Genomic DNA, 23,857 nt, shown 5'->3' on the forward strand with positions numbered 1-23,857 from the left:
GAAAGTTATGATAAGATATTTGTGCTTTCGTTAGTCATTCTAACTTTAATCAATTGTGGTGCTTTACTAGAACAACGCAAATGGATTTATTATCTAGAATATGCTCGTTTGGCTATGATCTCAACTTATTTTTTATACGAAGAAGATTTGCTGGTATTTTTCTTTGTTCCGATTGCGATTATGATTTTTGTGGAACAATTATTTTCGTTGAGCAAGATTTATCAGAATACGATTTTACAGTTGGAAGTTGCTGATTAAAAGATAGCCACGAATTCACGAATTTTCTTTTTCCAATCATTCGTGCAATTATTGCGTAAAAATTTCACTTATTATTTTAAATAAAAATTCGTGAATTCGTGGCGAAAAAAAATTAAATCGTCTTGATTTCCATAATCTTCTGCTCGAAAGTATCTTTAAAATCAGATTTACTTTTGATTCTGGTTTTGTACGTATAGATTGTAGCTACAGAAAGTTCCAGAAATTCTGCCATTTGATTACTGTCCTGAATTCCCAATCGATACAAGGCGAAAATACGTAATTCAGTATTCAAAAGTTCCCCTTTTTTGACAACGCATTTATGATCATTTGGAAATAGCTTATTGAAATCAGTTACAAAAGTTGGAAACAATTTCAGGAAAATTTCATCAAATTGGTGGAATAGATTTTCTCGTTCTTCCTTTACATTATAACGTTTTAAACTCGCAATGACTTCATCTGTTTTTTTAGTGATGATTTTATGTAACGTACTTTTCTGAATATGATCTATTTTATTAATAAAAGCCGAAGTTGCTTTGATGAAATACGTAATATACTCTTCTTTAATGGCATTTGCTTCGCTTAAACTCACATTCATTTCCTGCAACTTCAGATACGAATCGGCCATTATTTTTCGGGCTTTATTTTTTTCTTTTAATTGTTTGAAGATAATGCCGAGAAAAACAAAAATGATAACGGTTAAAATGGTCAGTAGAATAATGATTTTTTCTAATTTATCATTTTTGTCTTTTACATTATTCAATTGAGCTTTTTCGATAATAGGCAGAATGGATGAAATCTCAATTTTACGATGTCTTGCATTATAAAAAGTAGCATCATCCATGGCAATGTTGATGTATTCGTTGGCTTTATCCAAATAACCCATTTTAAAAAGTTCATTGGCTAGATTTCGAAGCGCGACGGTTTCCTTTGTCGCATTTTTAACATCAGCTGTAGCGGCAAGTGCGAGATACTGAATTGCTTTTTTGGTATAACCTCTTTCTGAATAAATATAACCAAGGCTCGAAGTGGCAATTCCGTAGTAATCGGGAGGTAGTTTATAGTTGTTAATCCAATAACTAAAAGCAAATTCTGCTCCACGCCAATCTTGTTGTTTTAAGCGTTTTAAGCTTTCTGCAGCCCAATATTCGTTGGTATTTGTTCCAATCAATTCTAATGCTTTTTTCAAGAACTGATTTCCCTGCTGAACATAATGAACATTAAATCTCAGATCACGATTGTAATCGGCTAAATCGTAGTAAGCACGGGCTTTTATATTGTAATATTCAAATTTGTTTTTGATGTCCAGCTTAGAATCGTCAATCACATTGAGGGTGTCAATAGCTTCTTTAAAAAGTCCTGAAGAAAGCAGTACGAAACCTTCTTTTATTCGGCTTTTAGATAAGAATTTGGGATCTTTTAAAATTTTAGCTTTAATTTTTGACTGCTCCAGATAATAATAAGCAGAATCGTATTTGAAAGATTTATATTCGTCAAAAAGCGACATATAACAATTATACAATCCCTCATTATCTTGATTAAGTGTAAACTTGGCTATATTTTTCTTTAAAGCTTCAATTTTTCGATATTTCTGTTTTAGATAGACGTCTTTTTTTAAAAGTGCCTGATCTAATTCTTCTAAGTAAGGATTTGTCTCTTTTGCAGTTAGAGAAAAGCCTCCAATGAAGAAAAGTAGTATCAATATTCTTCGCATGTTTGGTTTTGGTTTAAAGGTAAAATTGGTTGATAGATATAGTAAGTGAATTCGTTTTTAAAATTATAAATAAGTTTTCAAATTAAAGGGAAACCTAATTTTCAAAATCTTGTAAATTGTTTATTAACATCGCTTTAGAAGGTGGTTTTTGAAATAAAAATAAGCTGTAAATGTTAAAAACGAATAAATTATTTGCAATTATACAATAAAAACAAATTAAATATATGTATAGTGAAAAAAATATACCAAATATTTTACATATTGTCATTTTTACCATTAAAAAACTACCTCTTTTAGTCTATACAACGTCTTGATTTTTTATTTCTAGAATAAAATGTAAGTTATTGATTTTTAATAAGTTATATGTTTAATTGTCTGAATTATATCTTGATTTTTTACAGATGTTTTTTTTCGGACTTATTTAACTTCTAGCTTCGCTCTATCCTTTTGAAGGGGGTAACAAACTAACAAAAACCAAAAATTTATGAAATGTAAAAGTATTTATTGGTTAGCTTTTGTAATGTGTTTTTTCGCGCTTAGTTGCGATAACATAGAAGACGGAAGCTACGTAGATCCGATTACCATTTATGAGAAAGTAAATGGCAATTGGCAATTGGCAAATCTGAAAATGGTCGATGAAGTTGCGAAGGCAAATAAGATCGAACCAAATGAAGAAACGCTGAACTCTTATTTCAACTACGAAGATTTTAAAATCAACTTTAGTGTAGATGAAAACAACAAGCCAACAAGTTATGAAGTAACTGGAAATGTCCCTCCATTATTCGCTCCAAAGGGATATTGGGCTCTTAGTTCAGATTTTCAACAAACTAATGATGTTGCAACAAAAATCTACTTGTACAGCGATGCACAAAAAACGCAAAAAACAGATGAACTTCGAATAGTTTCAGTTCCAGGAAAAAACAAAGAAATGCAGTTTCAGCTGACGCGCTCTTCAGCTGGAGTGGCTTTTGTGTCTTATGTATTTAAATTAAATGCTATTAATTAAAGTAATATGAAAAAGTTTATATATACAATTTTACTTGCCTTGTTGATGGCTCCTAATTTTATTCAGGCACAAGAAGCCGCTGGAGCTGTAGGCCCAATGTCATCATTTCCTGTAGTGTACAAGTATGATGAGAAAGTTACTTGGTATTTTGATATGTCGGCCTCTACATTTGCCGAAACAGAAGATCTTTATATGTGGATCTGGTCACCATCTGAACCAGATGCCGGAAACTTTGAAAACTCTTCTGATTTTGCTAAACTGAAATACGAAGGAAACAAAATCTGGAGTTTTACTTTAACTCCGACGGTTTATTTTTCTAAAACTCCTGCAGAAATTGCAGCAAGTGCTGGATTTTGGTTTCGTATAAAAAACAAAAATGGTTCAAAACAGAGTGATGTTGCGAATATGCCATATACTGATTTTTCATCCTTTTATACGGCAAATGAAGTCATCAGATCTTATCCTTCAAAACCTTTAATCGATAAACCAGTTAGTATTTTATTCAATTCTAATTTGAAAGATGGTTTTGCAGGTGTTGAAAGTGTTCATTTTCATAGTGGATTAAACAATTGGGCGGTTTTGCAAGAATATCAAGCTTGGCTTCCAGATGTTTCTGAAAAAACAAAATTGAAAGATCTTGGAAATGGTTTTTACAGAATGGATTTGATTCCACAGCAATATTACAATCCGCCGGCAGGTTTTGTGATGGAAAATATCACTTTCCTAATGGTTGCCAAAGACTGGACAACCAATTCTGGCGATCAAATTATTTATGCAGGTGAATTTGTACCACCGCCACCACCAAGTTTTAGTTTCTTTCCATCACAAATCAGTCAAAAAGATTTTCTTGGCATGTCTAGAAAAAATAATGAAGTGGGCGTAAACAAGTTAATTTATACGATTACGGCAGGTACAAAAACATTTTCTGGCGAGTTTTCTGGAGGAACTTCAGAAATTAAAGGTTTTGTCAACTTAGTTTCAGAACTAAACGGAATTTCAAATTTGAATGAAATTCATGTTTTGGTAAAAGATAACAAAGACAAAACGATTTCGGACACGATGATTCCGCTTAAAACTTTAGATAAATAATTCACTATTAAATTAAAACTAATGAATAGTAAAAATACAAAAAGCGTCCTGCATCAAATGTGGACTGCTAAAGGAGCGGTATTGATGATATTTATGCTTTTTCTTTCTGCTGGTACTTTCGCACAGACGAAAAAACAAATCTCTGGAACCGTTTATGACAATACTGGAACCGTTTTGCCAGGAGCTTCAATTATTGAAGTAGGAACAAAAAACGGAACTACAACAGATTTTGATGGAAAATTCAGCCTTCAGGTAGCCGTAGGAAGTACAATAGAAGTTTCTTTTATTGGAGCAACAACTCAGAAACTTCAAATTACAGGAAATACTTCTACTTATGAGGTTCGTCTGCAAAATGACGGTTATGCATTGGCAGAAGTTCAGGTAGTTTCTGTCGGGTATGGCAAAGTAAAAAAATCAGATTTAACAGGCGCAATTTCTACAGTTGGAGCAGATGATTTAGTTAAAGGAACCATTTCTTCTACAGAACAAGTTTTACAAGGAAAAGTAGCAGGTTTAAATATCATTCGTCCTTCTGGAGATCCTGCAGCAGGTTCTACAATTCGTTTGCGTGGAGGAACTTCATTAACAGCAAGTAACAGTCCGTTAATTGTTGTGGATGGAATTGCAGGAGTCGATATCAATGTGGTTCAGCCCGCAGATATTAAATCGGTTGACGTTTTGAAAGATGCTTCTGCAACTGCAATCTATGGTTCTAGAGGAGCAAACGGAGTAATTATGATTACCACTAAATCGGGAACAAAAGGTGTTTCTGTAGTTTACAACGGACAAACTAGCTTTGGTTTTGTTAATGATAACTTAGATCTTTTATCAGCAAATCAATGGAGAGGTTATGTTCGCCAGACCGGAAATGCAGACGCTGTAGATTATGGTGGAAATACGAATTGGCAGAAAGCAATTGAACAAACAGCAATTTCACAATCTCATACTTTAAGCATTAATTCTGGTAAAGCAGACAGTGGTTTTAGAACTTCGATCGGATATTTAAATAATGAAGGTGTTATCAAAAAATCTGGTTTAGAGAGAATCAGCGGGAATATTAGTGGTTATCAGTTTTTAGGTGACAATAAAGATGTAAAATTTGACATGGGATTATTTGCCAATATTGACAAATGGCATCCAATTGATTACAGAATTTTCGAAAGAGCTTATAACTTAAATCCAACAATTCCGGTTTACAATGCAGATGGATCTTTCTCTTCTGTAACAGGAAATATTTATCAAAATCCGGTTGAGATTTTAACCAATAGAACATTTGATAACGAAAGACATAGACTTTTAGGGTATTTCAAAACAGATGTAAAGTTCTTAAATGATTTTACAGCTACAGCTAATATTTCGTTAGAACATAATGCAGTAAAAGGAGGTACATACAAACCATCTTACGCGGTTATGGAAGGACAGACTGAAGGCGGTTTTGCTCAAAGAACTTATCAGGAATTTACCAATGCACAAGGCGAACTTTATGTGAATTACAGCAAAATTATCGACAAACACAATATCGGTGCTTTAGCGGGATATTCTTATTTAGAAAATATCTACCAAGGTTTTGGCGCACAAAGAGGTGGTTTTGTAACAGATGCTTTCAGTTACAATAATTTAGGAGCAGGTTACAATTATCGTTTGGGAGACGTGTATTCATACAAAGGAAAATCAAATTTAGTTTCATTTTATGCTCGTGCCAACTACAGTTATGATGGTAAATATTTATTGACAGCAACAGTAAGACGTGACGGTTCAAGTCGTTTTGGAGAAAATAATAAATGGGGAACTTTTCCATCTGCTTCTGCTGCCTGGAGGATTTCTAACGAAGAATTTATGGAATCTTCAAAAGGTTGGTTAGACAACTTAAAAGTAAGAGTGGGTTATGGAGTTACAGGAAATCAAGATGGAATTGGAGAATATAAATCGCTTTCTATTTTAGGAGTTGGAAAAGACAGTTATTACGACCCTGTTACTAAAACGTGGAGTTTGGCTTATTCACCAAAACAAAATCCAAATCCTGATTTGAAATGGGAATCTACAGAACAAATTAACATAGGTTTTGATTTTGGATTGTTCAACAGAATTACAGGATCTTTTGAGTATTATTCTAAAACAACAAAAGATTTATTGTACACGTACGAAGTGCCTCAGCCGCCATATTTAGTGGGAACTATGTTGGCTAATGTTGGAGAAATGTCGAATAAAGGAGTCGAGTTGACTTTAAATGCAGACATCGTTAAAGGTGATAAATTCAATTGGAATGCAAATTTAACGTTAGGACATAACGTTCAAAAAATTGAAAAACTTTCTAATCCAACCTACAAAACAGATGTTATCTACAGCGGATCGTTACACGGTTTGGCAGGGATGTCTGGACAATATTCTCAAATAATTGCTGAAGGATATCCTGTTGGAACTTTCTGGGGATTCAAAAATGCTGATTTAGATGCTGATGGAAAAATTCAATATTATAATGCTGCTAATGAAGTAGTGGCAGAAAGCGCTTTGGTTGATGCAGACAAGAGAGATTTAGGAAACATTCAGCCAGACTTGACTTTAGGTATCGGAATGAATTTTACTTATGGAAATTTTGATCTTGGCATTTCAGGTTACGGAATGTTTGGACAAAAAGCGTTAAACGCAACAAACATGATGCTGAATGATCCAAACAGATTACCAGCTTTTAATGTGCCAGATGATTTCTTAAACAGCGGTATTACTTCTGCTCCAAAGTATTCAGATTATTGGATTGAAGACGCTTCTTTCTTCAGATTGCAAACCTTGTCATTAGGTTACACTTTGCCTTTGAAATACAAAAAATCTAAAGTGAGATTTTATTTAATGGGAGAAAACCTTTTTGTATTGACAAGTTACAAAGGTGTAGATCCAGAGATTGGTTTAAATGCTCAGGACGGAATTAATCAAACTGGAGTTATGGATTTAACTGGACTGGCTGCGCCTGGAATTGACCGATACAATAATTATCCTCGACCAACTACGATTTCTGTTGGACTAAATTTTACGCTGAATAATTAAGCGAATTGATAACCCTAAAATATTAAAAATGAAAATCAAAATAACAGCAGCAATACTTTTAAGTATGCTTTTTACGGTATCATGTACTGATTTGAACGAACAGTTGTATGATCAGGTAGAAGATGGGGAGTTCGGAAATACAACTAAGGAAATCGATGCGCTGGTGGGTGGAGCTTATTCTTCACTAAGAGGATTCTCGGATGCTATTTCAAATAACTTTCCAACCTGCGAATATGTTTTCTTTTTGAATGAAGTTGTTTCAGACGAAGCGACAATTCCGACAAGAGGAACCAATTGGTACGACGGCGGACAATATCAGGATGCTCAAAAACATACTTGGAAAGCAGATAACAGAATGATTCTTTCGGCATGGCGTTACAATTACACCGGAATTGCAAAGATTAATGCGATCATTTATCAAATCAATAAATCATCTCTTAGTGATAAAGCCAAAGAACCAATTTTTGCAGAACTAAAAGCGCTTAGAGCTTATTACTATTACAATCTTTTAGATTTGTTTGGAAATGTGCCAATCGTGACCAATTTTGAAGACACAGATTTGCCTTCTAATTCAACAAGAAAACAGGTTTATGATTTTGTTGAAAAAGAACTAACAGATGCAATTCCGCATTTAAATCCGAATGTGGTGTATTCTAAATTAACGAAGAATGTTGCCTATTCTATTTTAGCAAGATTATATCTTAATTCAGAAGCCTTTATTGGAGTTGCACGCTGGCAGGATTGTTTAGATATGTGCCAGAAAGTAACGGGATATAGCTTGACGCCAGATTTCTTTGCCAATTTCATAACAGAGAATCAGACTTCACCTGAAATTATTTTTGCCATTCCTTACGATTCAAAAGCTGGAACAGTTGGAAATTATATGAATTCAATGTCGGCTCATTACAATCAAAAATTGGCTATTTCTGCGATTCCGAACAATTATCCTTGGAGTGCAAACGGAATGTGTGGGCAGCCAGGATTATATTCAACTTTTGCAGATACAGATAAAAGAAAAAAATGTATGCTTCAAGGTGATCAAATTAATCTAGCAACAGGTTCTGTAATTATGATGGATAACGGAGAACCTCTTACTTATACAGAGAATTTGACTAGTTTGACAGATGCGAAAGAAAACGAAGGAGTTCGTTTAGCAAAATATGAAATGAAAGCAGGAGAACAATGGGAACGCGATCATGATTTTGTATTAATTCGCTATGCAGAAATCTTAATGATGCAGGCAGAATGTTACGTTCGTTTAGGTTCGCCAGATTTAGCTCGACCATTTTTACAGCAAGTAACGGCACGTGCTGGAGAAGAAATGCCAACAACAATTGATCTTGCTTTTATAGACAAAGAATTGTTGAAAGAATTCACATTTGAAGGAAGAAGAAGAACAGATAATATTCGTTTTGGAACTTTCTTTCTGCCATGGTGGGAAAAAGGGACAACTGAAAAATACAGAGCAATTTTCCCAATTCCAAGTACTGTTTTAACAACAAACAAAAACCTAAAACAGAATCCTGGGTATCCAAATTAGGTTACTAGAATGTCAGTCTTCCATGTTGGTTAGTCGTGGAAGGCTGACCTATTTTTTTAAGAATTTACTAAAGTTTTTTAGCCACAGATTAAAATGATTTTCACAGATTATTTCTTTTTGATAAAAAAATCCTTTCTAATCTTTTAATCTGTGGCTAAAAAATAAAATATTCTCAATATGAAAAGATATATCACATCATTGGTTTTTGGTTTAATGAATATTGTCATGGTTGCTGGATGCAGCAGCGATGACAAAGGTTCAGATAAGCCAACTGAACCAGAAAAAATAACACCTGTTGCGATTGAGAAAACCAACAGCACCAAAATTTATATGCATTACATGCCATGGTTTGAAACCAATGAAAGTAGTGCCGATAAAAAATGGGGCTATCATTGGACAATGGCAAACAAGAATCCGAACAATGTAGGCGCAAACGGACGAAGAGAAATTGCATCGTATTATTATCCACTGATTGGACCTTATCATTCAGGCGATAAAAATGTGATCGAAAATCATTTATTACTGATGAAATATGCTGGAATTGATGGAGTTCTGATCGACTGGTACGGAACTTACGATGTAAACGATTATAGAATGGTCAAAGAAAATACAGATCAATTAATCGAAATGCTGGAAAAAGTAGGTTTAGAATATGCCATTGTTTACGAAGACCGATTTTTAACCAATGTGGTTAATGCAGGAAAAGCAATTTCGGTAGCCAGTGCAGCAAAAACAGATTTGGCTTATGTTGAAAAGAATTATTTTACAGATGCTAATTACATCAAAATTAATGGCAAACCACTGTTGATGAATTTTGGTCCAATCGTTTTACAAACTCCAGCACAATGGACAAATGTTTTTGGCAGTTTGACTACCAAACCAACTTTTCTGACACTTTGGGATCATTCGGTAAAAGCAGGAGAAAATGCTTCTGGCGAATATGCTTGGGTTTACAAAGACAATAGTTTTTTAACCAATTTCTATACTAATACAAAACCAAAATTAAGCGTCGCCATGGGAAGTGCCTATCCTGGTTTTAAAGATTTTTATGCAGAAGGCGGAGGCGGTGCAGCAATTGGCTGGACCATAGAACACAACAACGGAGCAACGTTAGATGAAACTCTTACATTGGCTAAAAATGCCAATGTCAATTATCTTCAATTAATTACTTGGAATGATTTCGGAGAAGGAACAATGTTCGAGCCAACAGTTGAATTTGGATATTCTTATATCGAGAAAATAAAAGCTTTCTCAGGAGTAAAAAACACAGAAAATGTTTTTCCTGATATTAGCAAATTGTATGATTTACGCGTACAGAAAAAAGGAAATGTCGAGGCCCAGAAAAAACTCGATCAAGCGTTTAATTATTTGGTTTCATTGCAGACAGCAAAAGCAAAACAAATAATAAGCGAAATTAAATAGAGCTGTAATTAATACAATTTAAATAATGAAAAACAGAAAGTATAGATACTGTCTAGTGGCTTTGGCATCAATGCTAATGATGGCCTGCAGTACTAAAAAAACGTATAAAATCAGTTCTCCTGAAAAAATCTCAGAATTAACTTTTGAATTAACGCCTTCAGGTCAGCCACAATATAGTTTTTCTTCAAATGGAAAATCAGTGATTGAGCCTTCTCTTATGGGATTTGAATTTCAGGGAATCGCCAAAATGACGGATGGTTTTGAAGTAGTTTCAACAGAAGAAAAATCGGCAGATAAAACTTGGGAACAGCCTTGGGGCGAATTCAAAAAAGTGCGAGATCATCATAATGAATTGATTGTTCATTTAAAAGAAGCAAAAGGTGAAGAGCGTTTAGTCGATATCATTTTTAGGATTTTTGATGATGGAGTTGGTTTTCGATACGAATTTCCGAAACAGCCTCATTTAGGTAAAGTCAAAATCTCTAATGAAGTAACACAATTTACTTTTAAAGATAATAACGAAGTTTGGTGGATTCCAGTTCACCGTGAAAATAGTTATTACGAAAGTGAATATCGTAAAACATTAATGAGTAAAACGGACACTATTAACACACCCGCGACTTTTGAAACTAAAGACAAATTGTATGTAGCCATTCACGAAGCAAACTTAACCGATTTTGCCTCAATGACACTTTTGAAAACGACAGACAAACAATACAAAAGCGATTTAGTGCCGTGGGCTGATGGTGTAAAAGTATATGCGGAAACACCTTTTAAAACGCCTTGGAGAACAATTGTAGTAGGTAAAACTCCTGGAGAAGTAGCGACTTCAACTATTATGTTGAATCTAAATGAACCATCAAAAATTGAAGATTTATCTTGGATTACACCTTCAAAATATATCGGAATCTGGTGGGGAATGCATTTAGAAAAATACACTTGGGGACAAGGACCAAAACATGGAGCAACAACCAAAAACACAAAAGAATACATCGATTTTGCAGCCAAAAATGGTTTCGACGGTGTTTTAGTAGAAGGCTGGAATGAAGGCTGGGACGGCGACTGGACTGCTGATGGTTCTGCATTTAGTTTTGTAAAAGCATATCCAGATTTTAATTTGGAAGAAATTACCAAATATGCTGCCGTGAAAAATGTTCGTTTAATCGGTCATCATGAAACGGCTGGAGCAACCAAAAACTACGAAAACCAATTGGAAGATGCCTTTAAACTGTATCAGAAAATGGGGGTGAATTCAGTAAAAACGGGTTATGTCAACAAATATTTAGATAAAAAAGAATGGCACGACAGCCAATACGGAGCGCGTCATTACAGAAAAGTGATCGAAACAGCGGCGAAATATCATATTATGATTGACAATCACGAACCAATGAAAGGAACGGGATTACAAAGAACTTATCCGAATTTCATGTCACAGGAAGGCGGACGCGGACAAGAATACAATGCATGGTCTGTTGATGGAGGAAATACGCCAGAGCATTTAGCAACACTTCCTTTTACCAGAATGCTTTCTGGTCCATTTGATTATACGCCAGGTAATTTCAATTTTGATTACAAAACGCCTTCTGGAGCTAAAGTTCAGACGACTTTGGCGAATCAATTGGCGTTGTATGTAATTATTTTCAGTCCGCTGCAAATGGCTTCAGATTTACCTGAAAATTATGAAGGAAAACCAGAATTCCAATTTGTAAAAGATGTTCCTTGTACTTGGTCAGACACTAAAGTTTTAGATTCGAAAATTGGAGAATATACTACAATCGTTCGTAAAGACTGGGAGGAAAAAAATTGGTATTTAGGATCAATTACCAACAGAAATGCGAGAGATTTAAAAGTAGAGCTTTCATTCTTAGATAAAAATAAAGAATACGAAGCAACAATATATGCAGACGGGGCAGGAGCCAATTATAAAACCAATCCGTATCCAGTTACAATCTCTAAACAAAAAGTAAACAACAAAACCGTATTAAACCTAAAATTGGCAGCTGGAGGAGGAACAGCAATAAAATTCACTCCAATCGAGAAATGATTTTTTTAAGGCTCTAAGGTGCTGAGATACTAAGGTTCTAAGGCATTTAGATTTTAAATATTTTGAGTTAAATAGTTTAAGTTTGGTAATAAACCCGATAGCTATAAGTTATCGGGTTTATTTTTTGTTTTTGGATGATTTTTTTTTAACCGCAAAGCACGCAAGTTTTTTTTATTCAACTGACTGTTGAAAAACGCAAAGTTCGCAAAGCTATATGTAGACTTAACTTTGCGAACTTTTAAAAAATCTTGGTATAAAAACCTTAGCGAACTTTGCGTAACTCTTTGCATTCTTTGCGGTTAATTTTTTTTAACTGCAAAGCACGCAAGGTTTTTTTAGCAGTATGCTTATTAACCGCAAAGTTCGCAAAGCTTTATCTATATTTAGCTTTGCGAACTTTGCGGTTAAATATTTAAGTTCCAATTAAAACCTTTGTCTCTTTGCGCCTTAGAACCTTTGTCCCTTTGGTTAATGCTTATAAAGCTTCACATGATTTCCAAAACTATAAGTTGCAGTGAGCGTTGGGCCATTATATCCCCATTTAAAGAAGCCATTTAGTCTTTCTTTTTCCATATCAACTCTAATGTTTAATCCTGTATATCCTGCCGTTAAGCTGAAATTTTCGTATACATTATATAAAAGAGATAAATTATAACTCAAAAGCCTTCCGTCAAAATCATTTACTTTAATGGCAAAATAGTTGAAATTAGCATATAATCCGAACTTTCTTCCTAATACAAATTCACCCCAAATTCCAATGTCTGGAAGTGGAGCTGTAAAATTAAAATTATCTCTGTATTCTGCTTCAATTGTTGCGCCTTCTGCTCTCATTCCCACATCACCAAATAAAACGTGCGCACCAATAAGAGCTCCAATTTCATATTTAGGTTTAGAGACAAAAGCATAACCATAAGTAATTCTTCCAATATGACTATCCATAAAAGCAGAAACTGTAGCATTTACAGGATAAACATGGTCTCGGAATTCAATTTCTTTCTGTAAAGTTTTGGTAGAATTTCTACTTAAATAATAATATTCTGCTCCAAGTCTCGATCTCCTGGAAATTCTCCATTCAAAAGTGCCAAAAAACGAAACGGTACTTTTACTAAATCCAAGATCTTTTTCAAAATCAATCAAATTTCCAAAATTACCATTATTACTACCAACTTGGACTTCTGTATTATTAATGGGAAAAAAAGCACCAGCAGTAACTTTAAATCTTCTGGCGTGCCACGGAAGATCATCGGCATAAGTATCCTGAAAATTTTCACTTTCAGATTTAACAGTCGTTAAATTTTCAATTGAAGTGTTCTCTGCAAATGTTTGTGCATTTGATGGAATCCAAAAGAACGTCATTACCAAAAAAAACAATAATTTTTTCATGTGATTTGATTTTAGATTTTTGTTTGGGTAATATTTTAACAATAAAGTTAGTAAAAATAATCGTTCATTTTTCTTTTTAAAGTTGAAGTTTTTGTTTTAAGTGTTTAATTATCAGTAAAATATAAGTTTGTTTTGAAATTAGTTGACATGTCATCCTTTTTTGTAGATTTGTAGCATGGAAAAAGTAAATGCAGATAAAGAGAATTTTTCAAATTTTTGGAAGGAGGAAATATCAGATAGTTTTTTCTTTCAGATTCATCGTATCAAAAGAGCAATTTTTAGAAGGACAAATGCGTTAATGACAGAAGCTGGAATCACATTACAGCTGGAGCAGTTACCATTGCTTATGATCTTGAATCAAAAAAGTCTTTCGCAGCGAGAACTGTCAGATAAAACCATGCGTGATAAATCGTCTATTTTAAGAAGTATCAGCGCGCTTGAAAAAAAGAATCTGGTTGAGGTTGTAAAAGATAAAACCGATAAGAGAAAGAATATTGTAAGCCTTACGGATGAAGGAACGAGTCTGGCTAAAAATATTAGTTCTCTAATGAAAAGGGCAGAAGAGGAAGTAATGTCTGTTTTTACCCCAAAAGAAAGAATTGAGGCTTTGAATGCTGTGAGATCTTATGCTGATAAATTAGAAACCCTTTAATTTTTTTTAAACTTTAAAAGTTGATATGTCAACTTATTTTTAAATAATTATTTGAATTAGAAAATGAAAAAAAACGAATTATTAGAAGGACCAATTCTTTCTTCATTATTAAAATTGGCAGTTCCTATTATGATTGCCAATCTTTTGCAGGCGGCCTATCAATTGGTTGATGCTTTTTGGGTGGGACGACTTGGCGGAGATGCTGTTGCCGCAGTTTCTGTAAGTACGCCAGTAATATTTCTAACCATTGCATTAGGAACTGGATTGGCTATTGCTGGATCTATTTTAATTGCACAATATTTTGGTGCTGGAAACCAGAAAATGGTCAATCATGTAGCAGCGCAGACGTTGTCGATGGTCATTATCGTTTCAGTAGTTTTATCTATTATCGGATACATGCTTAGTCCTTACTTTTTATATCTTTTAAAGGTCACACCACAAGTTTATGCAGATGCTTTGGGATTTATGAGAGTGGCATTTGTTGGATTAGTTTTTAGTTTTGGGTTTATGATTTTCCAATCGATTATGCGTGGAGTTGGTCGTGTTACATTGCCCGTTTATATTGTTTTAGGAACTGTAATATTGAATTTTGCCTTAGATCCGTTATTTATTTACGGATGGAATTTTATTCCGGCAATGGGAGTAAAGGGCGCAGCATTGGCAACTTTATCAACACAGCTTTTGGCAATTATCATCGGTTTTGCAATTTTGTTTAGAGGAAAACACGGAATTCATCTTCGCATTCAGGATTTTAAGCCAGATTGGGATCATATTAAAAGAGCTTTTCAAATCGGATTTCCCTCTTCGATTGAGCAGTCTATGCGTGCTTTGGGAATGATGGCAATTACATTTTTAATTGTGCGTTTTGGAACAACAACTGTTGCTTCCTATGGTGCAGGTTCCAATTTAATTCAGCTGATTCTCATTCCCGCTTTAGGTCTTTCGATGGCAATTGCCACTTTAGTGGGACAAAATATTGGTGCTGGAAATGTTGACCGAGCTGCCGAAATTTCAAAATTAGGAGCTTATCTAGGCTTCGGTTTATTGACAGGTTTAGGAATAATCGCTTTTATTTTTGCACCTTACTTAATTGCCTTTTTCGTTCCAAGAGATCAAGCTGTTATCGAAGGCGGAACAGAATTATTGCGAATTACCTGCCTTTCGTGGGGATTTTTAGGATTACAGCTTTGTCTAACGGGCGTTTTCCGTGCCGTTGGAAACACAAAACTACCTATGATTTTGACTTTGGTTTCACAATGGGTTATTCAGTTTCCGCTGGCTTTTATTTTGTCACATAATACTCCTTTAGGAAAACACGGAATCTGGTGGGCTTTCCCAATAGCTTCAGTTGTAACGGCTTTAATTACAATTGTGATGTACATAAAAGGCGATTGGAAAAAAGAAAGATTAACTGGAAAAACCAATAAGTTAATTGATAAAGTAGAAAGCGAAATAGTGAAAGAGGGGTTTGATATTTCTAAATAAAGTGGTTGAGTTGCTAAGACGCTAAGATTCTAAGCTTTTTTTACTAAGTTAAGCGTCTTATAGAAAAACTTAGAATCTTACTAAACCCTATGATAATCCGCTTTCCAGTGTACAATGGCTTTTTTGATTGCGTCTCCGCTTAAGCTGTTTTTTAAAGCATCTTCAACAAGCGGAATCAACTCGTTGTCTGGAGCAAATCGTAAAGCAAATATCTGATCGTCTGTGAGTTTGTATTCAAATTCTTCAAACCTTTTACCTGTCAGTGTAAAATAACGATAACGCATTTCTAAACGTACAATTCTGTTCTGCAACGTTAAAGCATAATGCTGGCGAAGCATAAAAGCGATTGCAAACAGAAAAACAAAGGCGACGCTTATGAATGTCCAAATCAAATGATCTTCTGTTGTTATGGCAAAATAAATACTGCCAGTTAAAAATAAAATTAATATAGGATAATATATAAAATGGTGTGGTTTGTAAAACCGTATATGATTGTAATAGGTCTGAATCTTCATGTTTTTTTCTTTTAAAGATAGTATAAAAACAAAGCTGCTCTATAAAAATTATAGAGCAGCTTTTTCCCAAAAATAAACTAACATAACCAATGTTCTCTTTATAAACTAAACTTTTTACAGTTTGCTAAGTAATTTTAATAAGAAGAAAGCCTTTCCATCTCGTCAATCAAATCTTCAATATGGCTTATTTTTCTTTGATGTAAAATTAGTTTCAAAGTAGCTGTTATTTGTTATATTTTAAACGGAAAAAGTTACATGATTCCAATATTTGGAAAATAATTCTATAAAAAATCACCTTTTATAATAGTGTTTCAATCACCTTCCATTCTTGTAATTTATCCTGAAAAGTCTTGCCAGCGTTGGCGGGACTGGTTGATGGAAGTGTAAATTTTTGATATTCTTTATTTAAGTCAACATATTTCTTAAAAAAGGCAGCCGCTTTTTGTCCATTAAAAATAATAGTATTGATATTGGGATGGTTTTTAAGAAAATTTTCAAAATCATTTGCAATTTCGTTTTTAATCGCACTGTCTAAACTTCCAACACGATCGCAAAATTGTAAGACATCCCAAAGGGCTATATTATTTTGGAGTAATAAATTTTTACGGGTTTCATAATCGTATGAAAATTCTTCTTTTAAAATTAAAAACATAAATTTCCAGAAGTTGTTCTGAGCGTGACCATAATATTGATTGAGTTCTAAAGATTTTATTCCGGGCATTGTTCCTAAGATTAGAACTTTGGATTTTTTTGAACTAATTGGAGCAAAGGAAAAACTTTTCATATCTAAAACAGAATTTTATAATCTATGTTAAAATAAGCATTAATAAGGAATTATAAAACAAAACAGTAAAATTATATAACATTTTTGGACAGTGATTAGACGAACTTTGACTTTCAGATTTTTAGAAATAAATCACTCAAAATCTGTTTCAAGAAAAGTAGAATTTAAATCCAGTTGCTATGAAAATCGTTACTATAAATACAGAGAAAACTCAAAATATATTTGAAGAACTTCATACTAATTTTGGCGGAAAAGTGACTTTTGACTTAGACGAATATACGCTGGAAGTAGAAAATAGTTTTGCAGAAGGTTCGATTATCGGAGCTTCTTTTAATGATAATATTTCTTATGTACAGTTTGATATGACATTTTCTACAGATGTACGTTTGGATATTCTAAATGTCAAATCATCACCTATTTATTTTGCTTATTGTTCAAAGGGTAATTTATCGCATAGTTTCGGATTAAATGGAGAAGAGCGAAAATTAAAAACCTTTCAAACAGCAATTGTAACTTCTAAAGAGAATCAGGATAATGTTTTGTTTTTTGAAAAAGGAAAGAAAACCAAGTTAACTTTAATTATCGTTGGGACACAAGTTGAAACAGATACACATTCTTTAAATCAAAAAGTAAAAGACACTTTCTTTGAAAACAATCTGGTTCAGGATTTCTTTTATATAGGTTCTTATAATTTACAGATTGCTGAAAAAATAGAACAACTAAATTCGATTACGCAAACCGGAATTGTTCGAAATTTACTGAAAGAAGGCATCATGAGAATCATTCTTGCCATGGAAATTCAACAACATTCTGATGATTTACATGCTTTTGCCAACGAATCAACTGGTTTGACTTTAAGAGAAATGGAAGAAATAAAAGAACTTTCAGAATTTATAAAAAGCAGCCCAGAAGAAGCTTTTTCTATAAAATCATTAAGTAAAAAATCAGGTTTATCTCCAAACAAACTTCAGGAAGGATTTAAAATGATTCACAATCGTACTGTCAACGACTATATCACTCATATGCGAGTACTAAAAGCAGAAATCCTAATCAGAACATCTGACTTAAATATCTCTGAAATTGTCTATTGCATTGGTTTTACCAGTAGAAGTTATTTCTCTAAAATCTTTAAACAAAAATTCAACTGCAGTCCAAAAGAATATAAGTTTAATTTGAATGCGTTGGCGATTACGGCTTAGGCAAGGTTCAAAGCAACAAAGTAACAGAGTAACAAAGGTTGCTTCTGAATTTTTATTAAAATAATGTCGTTAGCTATTAAGCAACATATATACTAAAATGCTAAGATTCGAAGTTGAAAATTCATATTTTCAACTTCGAATCTTAGTTTTTATAAAGCAAATATAAAACCTTTGTCGCTTTGTCACTTTGTATCTCTGTTACTAAAAGCGAAGCTTTTTTATCTTCCAAATCGATAATATTCTAAATCTATATTTTTTTTATTGTGAAGAGAATCCAATATAGAATTCATTCCGAGGACACTGAAGGTGATTCCGTTGCCACCAAAACCCAGAATGTAATGTTCATTTTTTCTTGAGTTTGGTTTTCCGAAATAGGGAAGACCGTCTTTAGTTTCTCCGAAAGTTCCGGCCCAGGAATAGTCAATTTTGAAATCTAAATCTGGGAATCGTTTAAAAAACTGTTTTAAGAGATATTGCTCTTTTTTAGGAAGCAATTTATCTCGTTTTGCAGTGTCTTTAAAGTTTTCATCTCCGCCGCCCATAATAATTCGGTTGTCTCCCGTTGTTCTGATATAATGATAAGGTGAGGAAGTATCCCAAAAAATAGTATGCTTAAAATTTTCTGGAAGATCTGTCTGACTTTCAGAAGCGATAACATAAGTGCTTTTTAAATCTACTACTTTTTCATTTAACGTTTCGGTACTTTCATAACCCGTACAATGTATAATGTGACTGGCGGTGATAGTATGTTTAGAATCGGTAGTAGCAATAATTTTTCCTTTTTGATGTTTGATCGAAGAAATATTGGTACGGTCATAAATCTGCATTCCTTTTTGATGGCAATAATACAAAAGATCACTTGCCAATTTAAACGGATCCATAACAGCAGCTGTTTTAGATTCTATTCCTGCAATAGCATTCAAACCCATTTTTTGAAGTTCAAACCGGCTGAGCCAGCTAATTTCAAATCCATGTTGTTTGCGAGCTTTGTATTCGTTTTTTAAAAAAGGAACATCTTTTTTCAAGGTGGTAAAATAGACGCTTTTTTTAAATTCAAATTCGCAGTCACAGCCAATTTCATCAATAATATTACGCAGATCAAAAATGGCTTTTTTTCCATTTTGATAACTGTCGATGGCACATTTGGCGCCCCGAAGTTTGATGAGTTGATGTAAAGGAACATCGATTTCATATTGTAATAATGCGGTACTACCAGAAGTACTTCCTCCACAGACATCGCGTCGATCTACTAGGACAATTCTTTTTCCTTCATTGACCAATTTATAAGCCGTTAGCGCTCCTGTTATTCCTCCGCCAATGATTAGAATATCAGTAATGATATCCGTATCGATGGAGGGATAACTTTGCTTGATAGCATTTTTTAGTGGCCAATAAGTTTCGGTTGAACTTAGTTTCATTTTTTGGTATTGTTTTTAGATGTGATTTTGGTGCTAGTTTTGATATTTTTTTTAGGGGTTGATTTCTTGTTGATTTCTTGTTTTCGATTATGCAATTCATGAGCTTCAGCAATCGAATGTGAGGTTCTGATGCTGGTATCTTTTTTTGCCAGTTCGCTTAATCGATGATAATATTTCTGAATGATAATCATTTCTTCTTCGGTCATACTTTCAATATCAACCAGACTATTGCTCGATGATTCGTTTGAAGCAACGAGTTCGTTTAATTTTAACTGAATAGCAAGCGAATCTTTGTTTTGTGCTTTCTGAATTAAGAAAACCATTAAAAAAGTAATGATTGTAGTTCCTGTATTAATAACTAATTGCCAGGTTTCGGAATAATCGAAAATGGGTCCCGAAACTGCCCAAGCCACAACAATAACAAAGGCACTGATAAAAGCAGTCGTGCTTCCAGCAGCTTTGGAAACTTTGGTAGCGAATTTCTCGAATGCACTGTTACTATGTTGTGGTTTCGATTTCATGGTTATTTTGCTTTAGTTTTACTAACTTTTTCTTTTCGAATCACTTTATTGTTTTTTTCGTCGTAAACAGCGGGATCAATTTCTTGTCCTGTTTTACTGAAAATTTTGATTTTTGGAGCTTCATGAGTTCCAGTAATAACGATTGGAAATCCGATAATTCCGAATAGGGGAAGACCTAGACGCATTCTAAGATCCAAAAGTCCGTCAAAGCTTGTAGTTCCTTTAATTGTAGGCTTAAAACCTGCTACAGAAAAGGTAAATGGCTCAATATTGATAAGATTATTATTTATTGTCGATTTGATTTCTATCCCTTTCATATCGGGATTATTCAAACCATTTTGTCCTGTTTTAGAACTTATTCCGTCAAATAATTTTAGGCCTTTAATTTTTACATCGCGTAGATTGAGTGTCCCACCGCCATTTAATGATGCGTAAATCGGACTCATATTCCCGTCTAAATCACCTTTGATTTTATAATCGACAGAAATTATTCCGTGTGCTTTTTCGGCTGCAGTAACCATATCATGAAACATCGGAATTTCTTTGTAAGCTCTTTGTACATCAAAATCTTTTGCCGTAAAGTGCGCATCAAAATGGGCAGCAGTTGGCGATTCGTCTTTATAAGAAGCATTAATTCCTAAAATACAATCAATGATGTTAAAGGTAGTGTTTTCTAAATAAAATCCACCTTTTGTGACACCAGTTTTTCCGTTCAGTTTGTTGAAAATCAATCCGTTGTATTCTATTTTGTCTGCATTTGCATTTAAACTGACATTCAAGTTCTTAGGAATCATGACCACTCCGCTCATTTTTGGATGATCTTCTTTGGCATATTCTACTTCTATTTTTCGATCTTTATTTTCGCCTTTTTCAAGCGCCATAAATTCGTCAACATTAATCAGTTTTGATTTTAAGTTGAAATTACCGCTTAAAGTTCCATTCGATTCTAAGAAATAATTGATCGTATTTAGAAGATAACCGTTAATATCAAAATCAGATTTTCCGTAAGAAGCATTAAATTTCTCAAACCACATTTTCTCATTCTGAAAACGGAAATTTCCTTGTTTGATGAAAAAAGCTTTCGGAAACAATTCAGATGTAGCTTTTATGTTTTTTAGGATTAAAGTTCCTTTATTGTCCAGTTTATCATATTGTCCAGTTGTGGCATAACTTTGTTTTCCTTTTAGCGAAAGATCTGCTTTGGCATAACCCGTTAAATCCAATCCTTTTTGAGAAAAAACCTGATAGATTCTGCCTACGTTCAATTCGCCTTTAATTTTTGCATTATAAGCCAAATCACTAAAGTCAGAAAGTGTTGCATTTACATAAACTGGATTTCCTTCAAATGTAAAAGAAGCAGGAGCAACGGCAACAATCAAATCCTGATACGTTCCCGCTTTATTGAGCATATTGGCAACAAAAGTAATATTGGTAATTGGGTTAGGATAATATTTTGTTTTTAGCCACCCATTTCGCAATGAAATTCCTCCAATCGTTTTAGGAAACAATTTTTTTGAAGTACTGAATTTTCCTCGTGCTTGAATATCAGTTTTTAAAATTCCTTTTACATCAAAATCGGTCAATCCTAAAGCAGCATCTACAACAGCCAAATCTAATGCACCTTTTACACTCGCATTGATGTCCATTTCGCTCAATCCTTTGCTGTGCAGATAAGCATTAAAATAATCTTTTTCGCCTACTTTAAATTTTAATGTTTTCAGATTTACCAATAATTGTTCGGTATCTAAAGATGGAAGTACAGCATTCAAATCCATCTGAAAATCTTTTAACGGAACTGGCGCATCTTTATAATTTACCGAACCTTCATTAATTTTTAGATTGAAAGCTAAGTTTGGTTTTTGTTTTTTCGGAACATTGTAATCGCCTTTAAATGTCAACAATAAATCACTTCTTCCAGAAATTTCTGTTTTTTCCAACCAAGTCAAATATTCTGGAGGCATTACAGACAATAAATCTTTTACCGTTGTATTTTCTGAAGCGGCTTTAATATCAATTTTATATCCATCACGTAAAATCGTAAATAAACCAGTAAATTTTAAGGGCAATTTATTGATGCGTAATTCATTTTTTTGAAGAATAAAAGAAAGGGAATTGGTATTGATTCTCGTAATTAAATCAGCACGCACTTCTTTTTTTCGAATATAACCAGTGCGATCGTAAAAGAAATCAAGCTCATTGATTCTAGCATCGGTGGCAAGGTCGAAAATATCTTCGCTTAAATCTCCTTTTCCAACATAATTGAAACCTTTTGCATCAACCAAAATTTTAGCCGAGCGGTCGTTGTATTTTACATGGCAATTTTTTAAATCGATTCTTTCCAATTTAATTGCTGTTCCTTCTTCTGGAGCATTTGGATCTTTTTTTTCATCTTTTCTGTCTTCAGGTGCAACATAAATATTGTAATTGGCTTGACCTTTTTCATTAACCATTACATTAATTAAAGCATCAGAAACATAGAGTTTATTGATTTTAACTTCGTTGTCAAAAATCAGACGTTTTAAATTGATTCCAAACGCCACTTCATCGGCTTTTAGTAAAGTATCGTTGTTAAATGGTTTTGAACCTGTCAGCGATAAATTATCTAACGAAACCGTCAGCGAAGGGAAGTGTGTAAAAAAAGAAAGATTAGATTTCGTAAAATCTAATTTGGTATCGAGACGTTCGTTTGCAATTTTTTTTACTTCCGAGGCAATTTTACCAGGAAACAGCAGCGGAATAATAAATAGCAAAAACAAGATTACCAGAATTGTTATTCCGGTAATCTTTAAAACTTTTAAGGCGGTATGTTTGAATGTAGTAGGCATATATATAAGTTTTTGCTTTTCAGCGAATGTTAAAATTAGGAGTTAAAACTTACAAGTTGAATTTAAAAAGTTGTAATGTAGAACTGTCAGTTATGACTGATAAAAAATTACTTTTTCTTTTCAGCCTCCGCTTTTTTAGCTTCTTCCTGTTTTTGTTTTTCTTCTTTCTCTTTTTGTTCTTTTTCAGCCTTTTCAGCTTTTTCTTTGGCTGCTTTTTCTTTCTCTTCTTCTTGTTTCTCTTTTTTCTCTTCCTGTTTTTCTTTCCTTTCCTCTATTTTTTTAGCTTTTTCTTTCTCTTTTTTCTTGAAATAACCTCTTAGAAGGAAATTACTTTTGGCAGCTTCCATGTTTTCACTAAAACCTTTTGTACCCGTTTCTAGATTAGAAAGTGTGTTTGAAACGCTATTAGCCATTTTATCATCTTTGACTAATCTTGCCAAAGCACCATTTCCGTTGTTCATACTGTGGCTAAAAATGGCAATCTCATCTGAAATTACGCCGATATTATCCACGCTTTTCTTAACGCTTTTCATAATATCGTGCATTTCAATTCCGTCTACAGAAGCAATTATACCATTGTCTTCAATCATTTTCTGAGATTTCTGACCTGGAGAAATAGTCAATACTTTGTCGCCCATTAAACCATCTGATCCAATGCTGGCAGTGGCGTCTGTTTTAATGAATTTTCTAACATCTTCTTTCATTACTAAAACAACCATTACAGTAGAGTCATTTTTTAACTGAATTTGTTCGACAGTTCCCACATTAATGCCAGAGAAACGAACATTGTTACCGACTTCTAAACCACTCACTGTTTTAAATTGAGAAGTAATATGAAAGGTTGAACCGAAAAGGTTTTTTTGTTTTCCAATAAAATATACGGCCATTACAAAAAGCACTAAGCCAATTGTTACAAACATTCCTAATTTCCAAGTATATCCTGATTGCTTTTCCATGATTTCTAAT

Annotated in this window: 17 protein-coding genes and 1 pseudogene; 10 read left to right on the forward strand and 8 right to left on the reverse strand. The window is 33.6% G+C overall.

The genetic code is table 11. The features are described from left to right. Positions 1-258, forward strand: a pseudogene (locus VGE71_RS01425) (sterol desaturase); the annotation flags it as partial. 112 nt (positions 259-370) lie between these two features. Here VGE71_RS01425 and VGE71_RS01430 read toward each other — a convergent pair. Continuing rightward, positions 371-1,969, reverse strand: a complete 1,599-nt coding sequence (locus tag VGE71_RS01430; RefSeq protein WP_331136702.1) for a DUF6377 domain-containing protein — start codon at positions 1,967-1,969, stop codon at positions 371-373. Positions 1,970-2,453: 484 nt separating this feature from the next. On the opposite strand from VGE71_RS01430, the gene VGE71_RS01435 reads away from it, so the two are divergent. From VGE71_RS01435 to VGE71_RS01460, 6 genes are all read left to right on the forward strand, one after another. After that, positions 2,454-2,975, forward strand: coding sequence for a DUF5004 domain-containing protein (locus VGE71_RS01435; RefSeq protein ID WP_331136703.1), 522 nt, complete (start codon positions 2,454-2,456; stop codon positions 2,973-2,975). 6 nt (positions 2,976-2,981) lie between these two features. Then, entirely contained in the window at positions 2,982-4,064 is a 1,083-nt protein-coding gene (locus VGE71_RS01440) for a hypothetical protein (RefSeq protein ID WP_331136704.1), read from the forward strand. A gap of 21 nt (positions 4,065-4,085) precedes the next feature. Continuing rightward, entirely contained in the window at positions 4,086-7,103 is a 3,018-nt protein-coding gene (locus VGE71_RS01445; RefSeq protein WP_331136705.1) for a TonB-dependent receptor, read from the forward strand. 28 nt (positions 7,104-7,131) lie between these two features. Further along, entirely contained in the window at positions 7,132-8,643 is a 1,512-nt protein-coding gene (locus VGE71_RS01450) for a RagB/SusD family nutrient uptake outer membrane protein (protein WP_331136706.1), read from the forward strand. A 177-nt stretch (positions 8,644-8,820) separates the two neighbouring features. Next, entirely contained in the window at positions 8,821-10,065 is a 1,245-nt protein-coding gene (locus VGE71_RS01455; RefSeq protein WP_331136707.1) for a glycoside hydrolase family 71/99-like protein, read from the forward strand. A gap of 25 nt (positions 10,066-10,090) precedes the next feature. After that, a complete protein-coding gene (locus VGE71_RS01460) occupies positions 10,091-12,109 on the forward strand; it encodes a glycoside hydrolase family 97 protein (RefSeq protein ID WP_331136708.1) in 2,019 nt (672 codons plus the stop codon). A 468-nt stretch (positions 12,110-12,577) separates the two neighbouring features. Here the strand turns inward: VGE71_RS01460 and VGE71_RS01465 are convergent, their stop codons facing one another. Beyond that, a complete protein-coding gene (locus VGE71_RS01465) occupies positions 12,578-13,492 on the reverse strand; it encodes a hypothetical protein (RefSeq protein ID WP_331136709.1) in 915 nt (304 codons plus the stop codon). A 175-nt stretch (positions 13,493-13,667) separates the two neighbouring features. On the opposite strand from VGE71_RS01465, the gene VGE71_RS01470 reads away from it, so the two are divergent. After that, on the forward strand, positions 13,668-14,144 hold the full coding sequence (locus VGE71_RS01470; protein ID WP_331136710.1) for a MarR family winged helix-turn-helix transcriptional regulator: 477 nt from the start codon (positions 13,668-13,670) through the stop codon (positions 14,142-14,144). Positions 14,145-14,207: 63 nt separating this feature from the next. Then, the gene (locus VGE71_RS01475; RefSeq protein ID WP_331136711.1) at positions 14,208-15,629 is read left to right on the forward strand and encodes an MATE family efflux transporter; all 1,422 of its coding nucleotides are present in this window, start codon (positions 14,208-14,210) and stop codon (positions 15,627-15,629) included. An 80-nt stretch (positions 15,630-15,709) separates the two neighbouring features. Here the strand turns inward: VGE71_RS01475 and VGE71_RS01480 are convergent, their stop codons facing one another. Then, a complete protein-coding gene (locus VGE71_RS01480; RefSeq protein ID WP_331136712.1) occupies positions 15,710-16,144 on the reverse strand; it encodes a DUF6526 family protein in 435 nt (144 codons plus the stop codon). Between the two features lie 298 nt (positions 16,145-16,442). Next, the gene (locus VGE71_RS01485; protein ID WP_331136713.1) at positions 16,443-16,928 is read right to left on the reverse strand and encodes a DNA-deoxyinosine glycosylase; all 486 of its coding nucleotides are present in this window, start codon (positions 16,926-16,928) and stop codon (positions 16,443-16,445) included. A 179-nt stretch (positions 16,929-17,107) separates the two neighbouring features. Between VGE71_RS01485 and VGE71_RS01490 the strand changes: the two genes are divergently transcribed. After that, positions 17,108-18,127: an AraC family transcriptional regulator gene (locus VGE71_RS01490; protein WP_331136714.1), complete on the forward strand. Its 1,020-nt coding sequence runs from the start codon at positions 17,108-17,110 to the stop codon at positions 18,125-18,127. A 218-nt stretch (positions 18,128-18,345) separates the two neighbouring features. Here the strand turns inward: VGE71_RS01490 and VGE71_RS01495 are convergent, their stop codons facing one another. The 4 genes from VGE71_RS01495 to VGE71_RS01510 form a co-directional block, all read right to left on the reverse strand. Then, entirely contained in the window at positions 18,346-19,545 is a 1,200-nt protein-coding gene (locus tag VGE71_RS01495; protein ID WP_331136715.1) for an FAD-dependent oxidoreductase, read from the reverse strand. Further along, complete coding sequence (locus VGE71_RS01500; protein WP_331136716.1) at positions 19,542-20,066, reverse strand: low affinity iron permease family protein; 525 nt, start codon at positions 20,064-20,066, stop codon at positions 19,542-19,544. Before VGE71_RS01500 ends, VGE71_RS01495 begins: the two co-directional genes overlap by 4 nt. Positions 20,067-20,068: 2 nt before the next feature. Beyond that, on the reverse strand, positions 20,069-22,891 hold the full coding sequence (locus tag VGE71_RS01505) for an AsmA family protein (protein WP_331136717.1): 2,823 nt from the start codon (positions 22,889-22,891) through the stop codon (positions 20,069-20,071). A 107-nt stretch (positions 22,892-22,998) separates the two neighbouring features. Then, the gene (locus tag VGE71_RS01510; protein ID WP_331136718.1) at positions 22,999-23,847 is read right to left on the reverse strand and encodes an MlaD family protein; all 849 of its coding nucleotides are present in this window, start codon (positions 23,845-23,847) and stop codon (positions 22,999-23,001) included. Positions 23,848-23,857 lie beyond the last annotated feature (10 nt).

Origin of the sequence: Flavobacterium sp. (assembly GCF_036405015.1) — a bacterium.
In the GTDB taxonomy this organism is placed as follows: Bacteria; Bacteroidota; Bacteroidia; order Flavobacteriales; family Flavobacteriaceae; genus Flavobacterium.